Source organism: Salipiger bermudensis (assembly GCF_017309175.1).
Classification (GTDB): domain Bacteria; phylum Pseudomonadota; class Alphaproteobacteria; order Rhodobacterales; family Rhodobacteraceae; genus Salipiger; species Salipiger bermudensis.
Window position 1 is genome coordinate 19,266 of sequence record NZ_JAEKJV010000022.1, and the last position, 14,808, is coordinate 34,073.

The window sequence follows — 14,808 nt, forward strand, 5'->3', positions numbered from 1 at the left end:
ACCCCTCAATGAAAACAGCATTCATCACCGGCATCACCGGACAGGACGGCGCCTATCTCGCCAAGCTTCTGCTCGAGAAAGGCTACGAGGTGCATGGCGGGGTGCGGCGGATCTCGCAGCCCGAGACCGTCCGGCTCGACCTGCTGGGGATCGCCGACAAGGTGACGCTGCACGAGTTCGACCTGACCGAACAGAACAACATCTTCCGCACCATTCAGGCGGTGGAGATGGACGAGTTCTACAACCTTGCCGCCCAGAGCTTCGTCGGCGCGTCGTGGGAGCTGCCGGTCTACACCGCCGATGCCGACGGCATGGCGGTGGTGCGCATCCTCGACACCCTGCGCACCCTGCGCCCCAACGTCCGTTTCTACCAGGCCTCGACCTCGGAGATGTTCGGCCTGGTGCAGGAAGTGCCGCAGAAGGAGACCACCCGTCTCTACCCGCGCTCGCCCTACGGCGTCGCCAAGGTCTATGGTCACTACATCACCATGAACTACCGCGAGAGCTTTGGCCTGCACGCCTCCTCGGGGATCCTGTTCAACCACGAGAGCCCGCTGCGCGGCAAGGAATTCGTCACCCGCAAGATCACCCTCGGCCTCGCCCAGCTGGCACGCGGCGGCGACGCGCCGGTGGAGCTCGGCAACATGGACGCCAGGCGCGACTGGGGCTTTGCCGGTGACTATGTCGAGGGCATGTGGCGCATGCTGCAGCAGGATGACGCCGACGACTACGTGCTCGCCACCGGCGTGACCACCACGATCCGCGACTTCTTCACCTTCGCCGCCGAAGAGCTGGGCATGGATCTCGAGTGGACCGGCGAGGCCGAGAACGAGACCGCGACCGACCGCAAGACCGGCAAGCTGGTGATGAAGGTGAACCCCAAGTTCTACCGCCCCGCCGAGGTCGATCTGCTGATCGGCGACGCCAGCAAGGCCCGCACCCAGCTCGGCTGGGAGCCCAAGGTCGATATCCGCAGCTTGGCCAGCATGATGGCCAAGTCCGACTTCGACGCCCTGGGCTGATCGCCCCAGGCCCTTGCCAGCAGACAGGATATCCAGATGAGCATCTCCGGCGTTCCGCTGAAATCGAAGCTGCGCTCGGCGGCGCGGCGCGTGCTGAAAGGCCCGCTCGACCTCAATGGCCACCAGTATCACGGCGCCTTCCGGGGCAATGTGGACGGGCTCTCCGACGAGGGGGTGATCCGGGGCTGGGTGATCCGCCGTGAGGGCAATACCGGCCGGGTGCCGGTGGCGATCTACGCCGGAGACACGCTTCTGGATGCCGGCATCGCCGACGCGGTGCGCGAGGACGTGCGCGCCGCCACCGGCGGCGAGGCCGCCTGCGGCTTCCAGTTCGGCCTCTCCGATGCGATCTACCAGAAGATCGAACAGGCCGGCGGCATGGTCAGCATCCGCACCGAGGGGGCCGGCGGCGTCGAGCTGGGCACGCTGGAGATCCGCGCCGACGCGCACAATCCCGGCATCCGCGCCGATCTGGTGACCCGCTGCCGCTTCGCGCTGGAGAAGGAGCTCACCGCGCTGCTCGAGCTGCTCGAGGAAACCCCGGTGCCCGAGGGCGCGCTGCCGCCGGTGCAGCAGCCGCCGCTCAGCCGGCATCACCGGATGTTCACCGAGGAGCGGCTGATCCCCGACATCCCCGAGAGCGGCCAGCCGGCCTATCTCGACTATGTGCGCTACCGCTACCGCATGGACGAGCACTACCTCGTGGAGAAGGGGCTCGAGAGCGAGGACCGCTTCCTCTACTGGTATCTCACCGCCTATCGCGGCCAGGAAAAGCGCCGTATCCCGCTCTCGTCCGAGCAGCTCGACTATCTCAACGCGCCGCTGGTGATGGCCGGGCAGAGCTTCACGCTCAGCCGGATCATGTGGTGGCGCCTGTCGGGCCGCACCGACCTGATGGGCCGGCTCGATCTCAACAACCGCGACCGCTACATGGACCTCCTGTTCTGGTGGGTCCACCAGGACGTGACACACATGTATTTCGAGGATTGCCTCGTGCCCGATCGCTACGCCGACGCGCTGCGCGGCGTGCACCCCTCGCGCCGGCTCGACGCCTTCCCGCTGAGCTACTTCACCGAGCGCTACTTCCTCGACAGCCCCAAGCTGCACTTCCTCGATCCCGGCTCGGCCGAGGGACGCAAGACCCTGATGCTGGCGATCCTGCTGCACGCAGCGCAGCGTCCGGACCTGCTGCGCTACGTGCCGCGCACCCAGATCGCCGCGCTGCTGGCCCCCAACGAGGACAACCCCGGCGGCGCCTCGGATCTCGAGACCTTCGTCAATGGCCTGCTCGGGGCCGATGCCCGCGTCCGCGCAGACGCGGACGAGACCGACGCCGACAAAGATGATACCGCCGCGCTTCCGGCCGAGGTCGCCCTGCCGCGCGCGCGCTATGCCGCGGCGCTGCGCAAGGCGTTCTTCGATCTCGACAGCTATTCCTTCCTGACCCGCGACCAGGATGGCCACCGCTACGAGGCCGCCGCCCTGCCCGAGCCCGACCAGACCCGCGACGAGGTCGACGTGCAGCTCATCGGGCCCCTCGCCAAGGCCTCTGGCCTGGGGCAGGCCACCCGCCTGTCGGCGGCGATCCTGCGCGAGACCGGGCTCAATATCCGCGGCGTCGATTTCGACCTCGACAACCCGGCGCCGGAGGGCTTCTCCTCGGACACGCTGATCGAGGAGTACGGCCCGGCCAAGATCAACCTGATCCACCTGAACGCAGAATCCACCCCGCTGGCCTACGCCTACCAGCCCGACGTGTTCTCGGGCCGCTACAACATCGGCTACTTCTTCTGGGAGCTCGACAAGCCCGCCTACTGCCACTACCTCGGCATGGAAATGCTCGACGAGATCTGGGTCTCGACCGAGTACGGCGTGCAGATCTATCAGCCTGACGCCAAGGGCAAGCCGGTGGTCAATGTGGGCATGTGCTTCGAAGAGCATCCCGACATCACCCGCGAGGCCTCGCGCGCCTTCGTCAATCGCCGCTTCCGCTTCGACGACAGTCACTATGTCTGCCTGGTGGCCTTCGACAGCTTCTCCTTCGTGCAGCGCAAGAACCCGGTCTCGGTGCTCAAGGCGTTCCAGAAGGCCTTCGAGGGCGTGCCCAACGCGCGGCTCGTGGTGAAGACCCAGAACCGCGACAGCGTGTTCGACCCGGTGCAGGTGAACCTGTGGGACAAGGTCGATGCGATCATGAGCAGCGATCCCCGCATCGTGGTGATGAACGAAACCCTGAGCTACCGCGACCTGCTGCAGCTCAAGGCCGGCTCCGACTGCTACATCTCGCTGCACAAGTCCGAGGGCTGGGGCTTCGGCATGATCGAGGCGATGGCGCTGAAGGTGCCGGTGATCTGCACCGCCTATTCCGGCAACATGGACTTCTGCACCGAAGACACCGCCTGGATGGTCGATTACGAGGAAAGCGAGCTGCGGCCCGGCGACTACATCTTCGTGCGCAAGGGGGCGGTCTGGGCCGAGCCCTATGTCGAGGACGCCGCGCGGCAGATGCGCGCCGCCTATGACGACCCCGAGGCGCGCCGGGCCAAGGCCCTCGCCGCCTATGACCACATCCGCGAGAACTTCTCGGCCAAGGCCATCGCCAAGCGCTATGGCGGCCGCCTGCGCGAGATCCTCGCGGACCTGCAGCAGCCCAAAGCATGAGTGCCATGGAACAATCCCCCGCCAAGAAGCGCCTGGTCGTCCACCTGGGCTACCACAAGACCGGCAGCAGCTCGCTGCAGCGCTGGTTGCTCGACCATTCCGAGCAGCTCTCCGAGCACATGGCCTGCTACAACCTCGCCGACGGCAGCTCGAACCCGCTGAAATTCGCCGCCCACTCGCTGACCATGGGCCTGATCGGGCCGGCCAAGTTCCGTGAGCGGGCCGACGAATGGGCGGCGGCGTTCCGCGACGTGCCGCAATCGGTGATCTGCGTCACCGACGAGGGGCTTCCCGGCCTGCCGCTGGGCTCGCTGACCCAGCATTACCGCGAGACCGGGATCTACCCGCGCGCGCCCGAGATCGTCCGCATCATGGCCGAGGCCTTCGCCGAGTTCGACCCGGTCTTCGTGGTGTTCGAGCGCGAGGCCGAGCCCTGGCTGAAATCGGTGCACAACCAGATGTTCAAGCAGGGTTGCCTGTCCGAAGACTACTGGAGCTTCATCGACAAGTACTCCCCCGACGTGAACTGGCCGGCGTTCCGCGCCCGGCTGGAAGAGGCCGTCGAAGCCGGCTCCGGCGGCAGTGGCCGGCTCGTGGCCTGCTCCTTCGAGGAGGAATTCGCCAAGCCCGCAGTGGCCGAGATGACGCTCTTCAAGGAGCTTGGCGTGCCGCTCGACATCCTGGCACGCTGCCGCCCGCAGCTCACCCATGTCAACGCCTCCATGCCGCTCGAGGCGCGCCCGCCCGAGCGCCTGCCGGCGATGGTGCTGGGCGGGCCCAACTCGATTCTCGCCGGCGGCTGGGTCAACCTGCTGCGGCGCAATTTCGACAGCCTCGTCGACATCACCAACCTGTCGCTCGGCGCCAGCACCACCGCGATGGGGCTGTACCGGCTGCTGAGCTGGGCCAAACGCCCGCCCGAGGCGGCGGTGTTCTGGGAGTACGGCATCAACGAGTACAACCATCACAGCGATGGCCAGTCGCTCGAGAGCCTGCTCTACCACGTCGAATGGCTGATCCAGGTCTGTATCCGCGAGCGCCGCCCGCTGGTGCCCGTGCTGATGCGCAACTGCGCCCAGCTCAACCTCATGGACGATCCTTATATTCCGGCGCTGAAGCGGCTCTTCGCCGCCTACCAGGTGCCGGTTCTCGACGTGCAGCAGCTGCTGCCGGTGCTGGCCCGCGGCCAGTACAAGCCGGCCGAATGGTACTCGGAAAACAGCCGCTACCGGGTCGATACCGAGCTGCCCATGCGGATCGCCGAGCACGTCATGGTGCTGCACCGCCAGGCCCGTCCGCCGGTGCAGAACCCCGAACGGGCCCGGCATTTCGACCCGCTGAACCTGCATGTGACGATCCCCAACGACAACGCCCCGAGCGCCACCTTCAAGGGCAACCAGATCGCGGTGTCTTACGAGCCCTTCGGCCTGACGCCGCGGGTCAGCGGATCCGGGCGCGCCCTCGCGGCGATCATCGTCACCTCGGGCTCCGGCCCGGCGATCGAGATCGAGACCGGCGCCGGAGAGGCCCTGCCCCCGGTGTCGACGCAGATCGCCTTCGGCGAGGGCATTCCGCCGCGGCAGCTGCGCCAGCTCGTGCTGTCCTCCGACACGCGCGAGATCGACATGCAGGGCGAGCTGATCTTCCGCACCGTCGAGCCCGAAACATGGCCCGAGACACAGAGCCTGTTCTGCTGGCAGATGCCGGCGGCGGAAGAGCCCGACGCGCTCGAGGGCAACGGGCTGGTCGCGGTGATCTACGAGCAGCCGCGCGGCTGACACGGACCCGCCGGCGCCCCTGCGGGCGTCGGCGATCAGAGCCTGTCCCGGCCCGAAACGCTCAGTACCAGCGCCCCGCCGCGAACAGCCCGCAACCGATCGCAGCGCGGCCCCCGGCGAGATCCCAGGCAGACAACTCCGCCCCGGTGGCGCTCACCGCCCCGGCCGACACCAGGTGCGGGCTGCCCGCCATGCCGCCCGCCTGCACCACGGGGGCGGCGGAAAACGCCACCGGGAAGGTCCAGCTCACCACCCCGGCAACGCTTGAATCGACACTGTGCCAGCACAATTGCGTGCCGTCGGCGAGCCGCAACCAGCTTCCGGACGCGCTTTCGCCGCGCCCGAGCAGCGCCCCGGTGGACTGTCCCGCCAGCTGCGACACCGTCCCCACCACGCCCGCGCCGGTGAGCGGCGCCTCGACCTCCGCCCCTTCCGGCAGCGTCACCCGGCCACTGGCCCGCGCGATGCGCAGCGCCGTCTGCCATCCCGTGCCGTCGGCCGAGACCTTGATCGAGAAATCCTCCTCGCCGGCGCAGCCCATCTCGGCCCGGCCCGACCAGCCGGTCTGGAACAGCAGGCTGGCGGTATCGCCGGGCTGTGCCTTGTTGATCTTGAGCCGATGCCCACCCCCCTCGTGGCTGAGCAGCGTCGCCGGCGCGGCGACCGCCAGCCGGTTCACCGGGTCGGCGGCAGCGTTCACTCCCAGAAGCGGCGTCACCGGCACCTGCCAGGCATCGTCCTGCCAGACCACCTCGCCGCCCTCGTCGAGCAACCGCGCGCGCCAGCCCGGGGCCGGCGCCAGCAGGCGCCAGGCGCTGCCATCCCAGAGCGCCAACATGCCCTCCTGCCCCGACCAGGCGCCGGTGGCCCCCGGCGGCACGATGTAGCGCGCACCCGGGGCCGGATCGGTCGGCGGCTCGGTCTGGTTGCGGCTCTGCACCGCCAGCTGCACCACTGCATCGAGCAGCCCCAGCGCCTCGTTATGGGTGACGTGTTTCTGAGCCTGCGCCGGCGCCAGGTAGGGCAGTGACAGGTTGGGTGAAAGATCGGACATGCAAAGCTCCCCGCGCACCGAAAGACCGGCGCGACGGTAGGCACTGCCCCTTACCGATGTCCTGCAGGAACGCGCGCCGCCGCCGCAACGCGACGTGGCCCGCACGCCCTCCGGTCAGGCCAGAAGGATCTGCTCGTCGCTCACCCCCGCCGAGGCGGCCCCCTCCAACATCAGATCCGAGCCCGCCTCGCTCAGCACCAGGTCGGCGCCCACGGTCTCGAAGGCTGCGATCGCGTCGGCGCTGCCGGCAAACCCGAAGCCCGTCAGCTCCAGCGTATCCCATGGATCGAGATCGACCACCGTCACCGTCTCGCCGGCGGCCAGCACGAACACATCCGCGCCGGTGCCGCCGATCATCACATCGCTGCCGCCACCGGAAGAGAGCCTGTCATCGGTGCCCTGATCGCGCATCCACTGCTCGTAATCCGATGTGGTCGCGGCGATGAACTCCGCGCTCTGGGCAAAGCCCTCGACCACCGCGACCCTGCTCGTGCCGGCCTCGAGCTGGCCGGTCCACTTGACCAGGCCGGTGGCATCGGCCGCCCGTCCCAGTACGTTCTCGTAGAGCAGCGTCACGAAGCCCTCGTCGTCGAGCGCACCGTACGTGGCGCGAAACTCCGGGCTCTCCACGAAGCCCGCCGCCACATCGGCATACTCCGCCCCGCCGGCCAGCTCGGCGCTCCACCTCCCGAAACCGGTCAGGTCCGGGGCGCGATCCAGCGTCGCTTGGTAGAGGCGGAACACATCGTCGCCCCAGCCGGCTTCGGAATGCGCGGCGGCAAAGCGCTGCGCCTCTGCTCTGGTCGAGGAGATCAGCTCCAGGCTCTGCGAGAAACCCAGCACCACCTGCTCGCGGCTGATGCCCACCACGAGCTGCGCTACCCAGTTGTCGAGCCCGACGGCATCGGGCGCCCGGCCCAGAACGTTCTCGTAAAGCAGGGCGACGAAGGCCGCGTCGTCGAGCGGCCCATAGGTGGCGCGGAACTCGGCACTGTTGACGAAGCCGGTCACCACCTGCGTCAGGCTCTGCTCTCCGGTCAGCAGCCGCTCGGTCCAAGCGTCGTGCCCGGTGGCGTCGGGTTCGCGCCCCAGCGTGGCGAGATAGAGACGATAGACCTGCCCCGCGAGTTCCGGCGCGGACGCCGCCTCGAGCCGATCACCGATCAGCAGGTTGTCACCGTCGCTGCCCTCCAGCGTGTCGGAACCACCGCTGCCGATCAGGCTCTGATCATGGCCATCAAGCGCCGTGAGCACGTCATCCGCCCCGGTGCCATAGATCACCGTCTCGATCACCACCTCGGTCGCATCCCCGGCGATGCCGTCGAGCTTGAGGTTCTCTGAGCCCATGGTCACCTCGTGAACGATCTCGCCCTCGATCCTGGCGCCGGTGAAGACCACGTCGTAGCGGCCGGACGGCAACTCCATCTGGTAGCCGCCCGCCGCCCAGGTGGTGGTGGTATAGGTGCCACGGGATCCGGTGGCGGTGACGGTGATGCCGCCCAGCCCCTCGCCCATGTCGTAGAACCGGTCGCCATCGGCGTCGTCGATCACCACGCCCACCAGCTGCGGCTGGTAATCCCAGCGGCTGGCGAAATCCTGTGTCACCACCCACGGCCCCACGCTCAGCCCCTCAGGTGCCGCCAGCGCGCTGAGCCCCAGCTCGGTCACGCCGTCCGCCAAGATGTTGATCCGGTGCCCCGCAGGATCCTGCATACCGCCCTCACCCCAGCCCCAGTCGATGTAGAACCCGGCATGGGCGTGAAGCGGATCCCTTGTATAGGCAAAGATGTTCTCGCGGTAGGAGGACCAGGAGTAACCGGCATCGGTGATCCGGGTGCCAACCGAGTCCTCGCCCGGAAGCTGGTGCTGTTGCGCATCGAGCTCGGGATAGGCCCTAGCATAGTCGATCATCGCCTGCGAATGCGCCACCGCCGCATCGGCCAGCACCCCGCTCCAAGCCAGCGGCGCCACCGCCTCGAACGCCGCAAGCTGGCTTTCGAACAGCGCCAGATCGACCCCGAAATAGCCCACCGCATTGGTGATGTTGCCTTGTACCGCGGTGCCGGTCGCGGCATCGAGGATCAGCGCATCGAACTCACCTTGCGGATCGAGCCGCGCGCGGTTGGTATATTCCAGCATCATCTGCTCGAAGGCCGTCGGGGTGCTGCTGCTCGACATGCGGTCCTCTCGGTTGTTCTATGCAGGCTCGTCCTGCACGGAAAAAACGGCGAGACCGAGACCTGCCCTCAGAGTAGAACCATATCATCGTGAATGTCCGGTGGAGCGATGCCGGAAAACACCACCCGCACGCCCTGATCCTCGAACACCGCGCCGGTCTCTGAAGCTGTGAGATGGGCCCGCAGATCCTCGACGCTCTCATAACCGAACCCCTCAAAGCTCAGCAGATCCCAGCGTTCGAGATCGGCCACCTGGTGCTGGCCGTCCTCCTGGGCCCGGAACAGAAAGCAATCCGACATCGCGCCGCCGATCAGCAGGTTTCGCCCGGCGCCGCCATCGAGCTCATCATCGATGCCCTGCGCACGCATCCAGGCCAGCAGCTCCGGCGCGCTGGCGGCACGAAACTCGGCGCTTTCGGAAAAGCCCAGCACCACCTGCTCGCGGCTCATCCCGTCCTCGAGCCGCGCCGTCCAGTTGGCAAGCCCGCCCGCATCCGGCGCCCGGCCCAACACGTTTTCATAAAGCAGCGTCACGAAGCCCGCGTCGTGGAGCGCGCCATACGTGGCGCGGAACTCGGCGCTGTTAACGAAGCCGGTGGCGACCTCCGCCAGCTCCCGTCCCTCGGCCAGCCGCCCGCTCCAGCTCAGCAGCCCGCCCGCGTCGGGGGCGCGGCCAAGCGTGGCGTCATAGAGACGAAACACCTCGTCCACATGGTCCGCCTGCAGCCCTGACCAGCTGAACGCCGAGGCCTCGGCAGCGGTGCCGGCGCGGAACTCGGCGCTTTCGGAAAAGCCCAGCACCACCTGCTCGCGGCTCATCCCGTCCTCAAGCCGCGCCGTCCAGTTGGCAAGCCCGCCCGCATCCGGCGCCCGGCCCAGCACGTTTTCATAGAGCCGCGTCACGAAGCCTTCGTTGTCGAGCGCGCCGTAAGTGGCGCGGAACTCGGCGCTGTTGACGAAGCCGGTGGCCACCGAGACGAGGCTGCGTTCGCCGTCGATCAGCCGCCCGCTCCAGTTCAGCAGACCGGTGGTATCGGGGGCGCGGTCGAGCGTTGCGCGGTAGAGCCGGTAGACCTGCCCCGAGGCCGGATCGAAGACCGGGTCGGGGGCCGCGCCCATCAGCAGGTCGTCGCCCGCTGCCCCGCGCAGCACGTCATGGCCGTCGCCGCCCGCCAGCGTGTCGGCGCCGTCACGCCCGATCAGCAGATCGGCCCCCGCCCCGCCGGTCATCGACAGCGGCGCCGCCGGGATCGCCGCGCTGTCGATGTGCCAGAGGTCGCGCAACGCGCCGATGGCGAAGTCCGAGGCCTCTAGCGGCGTACCCTCGGCGCTGTCGATGCGCACCGTCTCGCCGCCCACGGTGATCTCGGCCCCGGTGGCAGTGCTGCGGATGTCGAGCGCCTCGATGGTGTAGAACCGCCCCAGCCCCGACAGGTCGAGCCGGTCGGTGCCGGGCTCGAAATCGGTGATCCGGTCGGTCTGCCCGTCGGCGGTGAAGACGAACACGTCGGCCCCCGCCCCGCCGGTCAGCACATCCGACCCGGCACCGTCAATCAGCACATCGTCGCCCGCCCCGCCGGACAGCCGGTCATCACCGCCGCCGCCATGGATCTGGTCGCGCCCGGCGCCGCCTGTCAGGGTCTGGGCCGCCGTCGCCGGCCCCTGCACCGCGCCGATCTCACCAAGATCCGCGCGCAGCCGGGTGACCCCGTCGCCCTGCCCCTCCTCCCCCTCGGGCCACCCGCCGGCGACAAAGATGTCGATGCCCGTCGCATCCGCCACGAGGCTCAGTGCCGCGGGGTTGCTCAGCGCCATGTCGAGATCGTCGGCCAGCGTGTCGAGATGCAGCAGCCGACCACCGGGCAGCAGCGTCATCAGGCTCAGCCCGTCATCGCCGCCACCGGCCACAACGTAGACCTGCCCGCCAACGGTGACGCTTTCGAGCACCGTCACCCCGGAAAAGCGGGTCTGCAGATCGTCGCCCACCAGATCGGTCACCCGCATGTTTCCGCCGGCTTCGAGCGCCACCACCCCGATCGCGCCATTGCCCGAGGCACCGATCAGCGCATAGCTCTGCCCGGCCAGCTCGACGAGCTCGAGCCGCGTGGGCGTGTCGAGGTAGAGCCCGTCCTGCAGGTCGAGCAGGGCCACGTCGGTCAGCTGCCCACCGCCGCCGAGCGCGTAGGAATAGAGACTGTTCTGGCTCGAAGACAGCGCCAGCACCCGGGTCTCGCCGGCCAGCGTCAGGCTGTCGATGGCGCTCACCGCCCCGGTGCCCGGCGCCTGCGCCAACACGTCCTGCGGCTGCGCCCGCAGGGTCTGGCCGTCGGCCTGCCAGACCTCAAGCCCGGCGCTCTGCCGCGAGGCGGTGACGATGTAGCCCTGCCCCGCGACCTGCACCGTCTCGAGCGCCAGCAGCGCCTGCGGCTCGGCTCCCGCGAGGGTGAACTCCACCCGCTCTCCGAGTTCGCCATCGGCGCCCAGCTCCCAGGCCTCGATCCGGGTGCCGTAGCGCCCCGGCGCCAGCAGCATTTCCTGCCCGCCGATCTCGGTTGTCACCAGAAAGCGCGGCGCATCGAGCCCCGAGGACGGGCCGTAGCTCTCGGTCTCCTGCAACGCCAACCCGGCATCGCGGACGAGCAGACCACCGCCAGCGCCGCTGGCGCTGTAGAGCCGCAGCCCGCCTTCAGTGTCCTGCACCAGCAGGCCGCTCAGCGCCGCCATATGCGTCTCGGGACCGGACAGCCCGGTCGCCACATGGCGCAAGATCCCCATCCGCTTCCCCGCAGATCGCGCCCCCGCGCCCGGACTGCCGCAGGCCCAAGTCGCAGGCGCGCAGCTGTTGCGGTCGAAATGCGGAATGCCGACAGCATTTGCCTCAAACCCGAGCGAACGGTTGCGGTGGGGCCTTTGCTCCGGCATCACTGGGGCCCGAACGAACCGTCAGGAAAGCTCTCGATGCCGCCCGCCCATCCCGTCTCCTCCGAGACCCGGATCACCATCCTTCTGGCCACCTGGAACGGCGCCGCGCATCTCGAGGAACAGCTGCAGTCCTACCTGGCGCAGAACCATCCGCACTGGGATCTCTGGATCAGCGACGACGGCTCCAGCGACGCCACGCTCGACATCATCACCGCCTTCCGCGACCGCGAGTCGGCGAACCGCGAGGTCCGCCTCCTCTCCGGCCCCCGGCGTGGTCACGCCGCCAATTTCCTGTCCATGCTTTGTCACCCCGAGCTGCCCGCCGGGCCGGTGGCGCTGTCGGACCAGGACGATGTCTGGCTGCCCGGCAAGCTTCGACTGGCACTCAGCGCGCTGCACAATGCCGGACCGGTGGCGCTCTACGGCGCCCAGAGCCACCACACCGACCGACAGCTGCGGGTGATCGGCCGCTCGCGCCTGCCGCGCCGCGCCCCCTGCTTCCGCAACGCGCTGACCCAGAACGTGGTGAGCGGCCACAGCGCGGTGCTGAGCGCCGGCGCCGTCGAGCTGGTGCGCCGCGCCGGCATGCCCGAGGGCATTCCCTATCACGACTGGTGGCTCTACCAGCTGGTCAGCGGTGCGGGGGGCGAGATCGTCATCGACCGCGAGAAGGTGCTCTACTACCGCCAGCACCACGCCAACGCCATGGGCGCCCATCAAGGGCTGGCACCGCGACTGCAGCGGGTGCGGCAGGTGCTTGGCCGCACCTATGCCAACTGGCTCGGCGCCAATCTCGCCGCACTGGAGCGGGTCCGAGACTTGCTCACCCCGGAGCATCAGACCCTGCTGGCAGATCTGCGCAACGCCCCGCGCCATCCCGGGCTGACCCGGCCGCGGGCGTTCCACCAGCTTGGTCTGCACCGCCAGACCCGGCTCACCACCGCCAGCCTATACCTCGCCGCAGCGCTGGGGCGGGTCTGACCCTGTTTCGCTGCGAAACAGAGCCTGTTCTTGTACAAAGCAACTCCGAGGACGGCTCCTCAGGATTGGAGGGGTGCAGCAACGAGGCAATTGAAGACTGTCGCGGCTCCAATCAAGCCCGGCGCTTCATATTCTGCTCATGTTCGGCGATGCCGCGTTCAACATCGTCATGGAACACCAGATGCCCATTTTCGAGGATTACCACCGCGTCACAAAGCTGGCGGATCTGGTTCATCGAATGGCTGACGACCACCGAGCCGGCATTGCGCATGCGCTGCTTGAACAAAGCGTCACTGCGAGCCCTGAAGGACGCATCGCCCACCGCTGTCACTTCATCGACCAAATAGGTGTCGAAGGCGATCCCCATCGAGGTGCCGAAGGCCAGCCGCGATTTCATCCCCGAGGAATAGGTCTTGAGCGGCAGGTGGAAATGCACGCCCAGTCCGGCGAACTCCTCGACAAAGGCGATGAGCTCGTCAGTGTCCACGCCGTAGATCCGTGCCACGAAGCGGCAGTTCTGCGCCCCGCTGAGCTCGCCATGGAACGAACCGGCGAAACCCACCGGGAATGAGATGCGGCCCGTCGTGACGATTTTCCCCGAAGTTGGCGGCATGGTGCCTGCGATCATCTGAAGCAGGGTCGACTTGCCCGCCCCGTTGCGGCCCAGCAGCCCCACCGAGCGCCCGTCGGGGAAGGTCATGGAGACATTCTCCATGACCGTCTTGCGCTTGCCGTCCATGACGAAGGTCTTGGTGACGTTCTCGAAGCGGATCATTGCAAACCGGCCCTCAGCGGCGGTCCTTGACCGAGTAGGCCACCAGCGTCACCGTCGACCAGGCAAGGAACAGGAACACCGTCACCACCAGCAACAGCACCCCGCGCTGCGGGTATTGCGGGGTCTGTGCCACGGTCGGCTGCATGTAGGCCGCGAGATAGCGGTTCTGGCGCTTGGCGTCGCCCCGGGCGCTGTCATAGGCCGCGAGAGCCGAGACATAGGACTGCTCGGCAAACTCCCGGTCGACCACCAGGCGCTCGTACTCGCCCACCAGGTCGGCAAAGGCGGTGCCGACGCCGCCACCGCTGTCGAAGCCCAGCTTCTGGCGCTCGGCGGCAATGCGGGTTCGGATCACCTCGAGCCGGCGCTCGGCCTGTGCCACGCGCGGATCATTGCTCTGGGCGGTGTCGCGCAGCAGGTCGAGCTCGATGATCTGTTCGGCCTCTTGGGCTTGCAGATTGCCCAGCAGACCGGCCTGGCTCTGCAGGTCGAGCTGAGGGTCGACCAGCTGGTTTTCGTTGCGGAACCGAGTCACCGTCTCGCGCGCCTCCTTGAGACGATCGACCGCCTCGCCCAGCTCCTCGCGGGCGTAGCTGATCGAATCCTCGCGCGCCACGGCACTGAGTTCGTTGATCACGTCCGAACTCTTGTCGAGCAGCAGCTGCGCGATCGCGGTGGCATCCTCGGGCCGGAAGGCCCGCACTTCGACTTCGATCAGACCCGCACTGTAGGAGATCTTGACCATATTCTCCCAGTAATCGACGAGCGTCTCGATCGAGGCCTCCGGGTCGATGGCAAAGACCGGATCCCATTCGGGACGCGACCAGATCGTGCGCAGGTCAAGCTCCTCGTCAATCTCGCTGACCAGCTTCTGGCTCTGAATGAATTCGTAAAGGATGTCGGTGTCGGACGAACTGGAATTGGACAGGTTGGACAACCCGCCCAGCAGATCGGTGGCCGAGGCCGCCTCCTCTTGGCGCACGGTGAACCCCACGCGCGAGGCGTACTGGTCCGCCGCCACCAGCCACAGGTAGAGCGCGGTGACGATGGCCGGCAGGATAACGCAGGCGATGAAACTGGCCAGAAGCAGCCAGTGGCGTCGCTTCGGCTGGGCGGCACCGGCCGGCTGGCGCTGTTGCGCGCCGGGAGGGTGCTTCGGCTGCTGGGGGCCCCCGGGCTGGTTCGGTCCGCCAGGCCGGGGAATGGCTCCCCCTGGCTGCGGTTGTCCCGGCTGATGCGGGCGTGGCTGTGCCGGAGCGCCCGGATTCGCCACCCCGGCGGGGCGGGGCTGTGTGGGGCCTGTCTGTCCGGGAGCGGTCTGTCCGGCGGGTTTGGGCGGCTGCGCGGCGGCCTGCCCCTCCTGCGGCTGGCCCTGAGCCGGACCGGCAGCCTTGTCCTTGGCGGGTTGTGTCAATCGGTCCCCATTGGAATGTCAATT

The 14,808-nt window shown here is 68.0% G+C and carries 9 protein-coding genes; 4 read left to right on the top strand and 5 right to left on the bottom strand.

Translation table 11 applies throughout. From position 1 onward, the window contains the following. The first annotated feature begins 8 nt into the window (after positions 1-8). From gmd to JF542_RS21955, 3 genes are read left to right on the top strand one after another with little or no spacing between them, the layout of a single operon-like run. Entirely contained in the window at positions 9-1,022 is a 1,014-nt protein-coding gene (gene gmd, locus JF542_RS21945; RefSeq protein ID WP_207077427.1) for a GDP-mannose 4,6-dehydratase, read from the top strand. 36 nt (positions 1,023-1,058) lie between these two features. After that, positions 1,059-3,683 carry a glycosyltransferase gene (locus tag JF542_RS21950; RefSeq protein ID WP_207077428.1) on the top strand — a complete coding sequence of 875 codons (2,625 nt, stop codon included), beginning with the start codon at positions 1,059-1,061 and terminating at the stop codon, positions 3,681-3,683. 5 nt (positions 3,684-3,688) lie between these two features. Continuing rightward, entirely contained in the window at positions 3,689-5,461 is a 1,773-nt protein-coding gene (locus tag JF542_RS21955; protein WP_207077429.1) for an SGNH/GDSL hydrolase family protein, read from the top strand. 61 nt (positions 5,462-5,522) lie between these two features. On the opposite strand, the gene JF542_RS21960 is transcribed toward JF542_RS21955, so the two are convergent. From JF542_RS21960 to JF542_RS21970, 3 genes are all read right to left on the bottom strand, one after another. After that, on the bottom strand, positions 5,523-6,515 hold the full coding sequence (locus tag JF542_RS21960; protein WP_207077430.1) for a DUF2793 domain-containing protein: 993 nt from the start codon (positions 6,513-6,515) through the stop codon (positions 5,523-5,525). 114 nt (positions 6,516-6,629) lie between these two features. Next, positions 6,630-8,693 carry a DUF4214 domain-containing protein gene (locus JF542_RS21965; RefSeq protein WP_207077431.1) on the bottom strand — a complete coding sequence of 688 codons (2,064 nt, stop codon included), beginning with the start codon at positions 8,691-8,693 and terminating at the stop codon, positions 6,630-6,632. A gap of 68 nt (positions 8,694-8,761) precedes the next feature. Further along, positions 8,762-11,467: a DUF4214 domain-containing protein gene (locus tag JF542_RS21970; protein ID WP_207077432.1), complete on the bottom strand. Its 2,706-nt coding sequence runs from the start codon at positions 11,465-11,467 to the stop codon at positions 8,762-8,764. A 183-nt stretch (positions 11,468-11,650) separates the two neighbouring features. On the opposite strand from JF542_RS21970, the gene JF542_RS21975 reads away from it, so the two are divergent. Continuing rightward, entirely contained in the window at positions 11,651-12,595 is a 945-nt protein-coding gene (locus JF542_RS21975; RefSeq protein ID WP_207077433.1) for a glycosyltransferase, read from the top strand. A gap of 112 nt (positions 12,596-12,707) precedes the next feature. Here the strand turns inward: JF542_RS21975 and JF542_RS21980 are convergent, their stop codons facing one another. After that, complete coding sequence (locus JF542_RS21980) at positions 12,708-13,370, bottom strand: ABC transporter ATP-binding protein (RefSeq protein WP_207077434.1); 663 nt, start codon at positions 13,368-13,370, stop codon at positions 12,708-12,710. A 13-nt stretch (positions 13,371-13,383) separates the two neighbouring features. Then, positions 13,384-14,784: a KpsE/RkpR family capsule polysaccharide export protein gene (locus JF542_RS21985; protein ID WP_242533888.1), complete on the bottom strand. Its 1,401-nt coding sequence runs from the start codon at positions 14,782-14,784 to the stop codon at positions 13,384-13,386. Positions 14,785-14,808: the final 24 nt, after the last annotated feature.

Excerpts from the sequence above, each read along its gene's own strand:
- JF542_RS21980 (WP_207077434.1), bottom strand. The coding sequence starts at position 13,370 with ATGATCCGCTTCGAGAACGTCACCAAGACCTTCGTCATGGACGGCAAG.
- JF542_RS21960 (WP_207077430.1), bottom strand. The coding sequence starts at position 6,515 with ATGTCCGATCTTTCACCCAACCTGTCACTGCCCTACCTGGCGCCGGCG.
- gmd (WP_207077427.1), top strand. The coding sequence starts at position 9 with ATGAAAACAGCATTCATCACCGGCATCACCGGACAGGACGGCGCCTAT.
- JF542_RS21950 (WP_207077428.1), top strand. The coding sequence starts at position 1,059 with ATGAGCATCTCCGGCGTTCCGCTGAAATCGAAGCTGCGCTCGGCGGCG.
- JF542_RS21955 (WP_207077429.1), top strand. The coding sequence starts at position 3,689 with ATGGAACAATCCCCCGCCAAGAAGCGCCTGGTCGTCCACCTGGGCTAC.
- JF542_RS21965 (WP_207077431.1), bottom strand. The coding sequence starts at position 8,693 with ATGTCGAGCAGCAGCACCCCGACGGCCTTCGAGCAGATGATGCTGGAA.
- JF542_RS21975 (WP_207077433.1), top strand. The coding sequence starts at position 11,651 with ATGCCGCCCGCCCATCCCGTCTCCTCCGAGACCCGGATCACCATCCTT.
- JF542_RS21970 (WP_207077432.1), bottom strand. The coding sequence starts at position 11,467 with ATGGGGATCTTGCGCCATGTGGCGACCGGGCTGTCCGGTCCCGAGACG.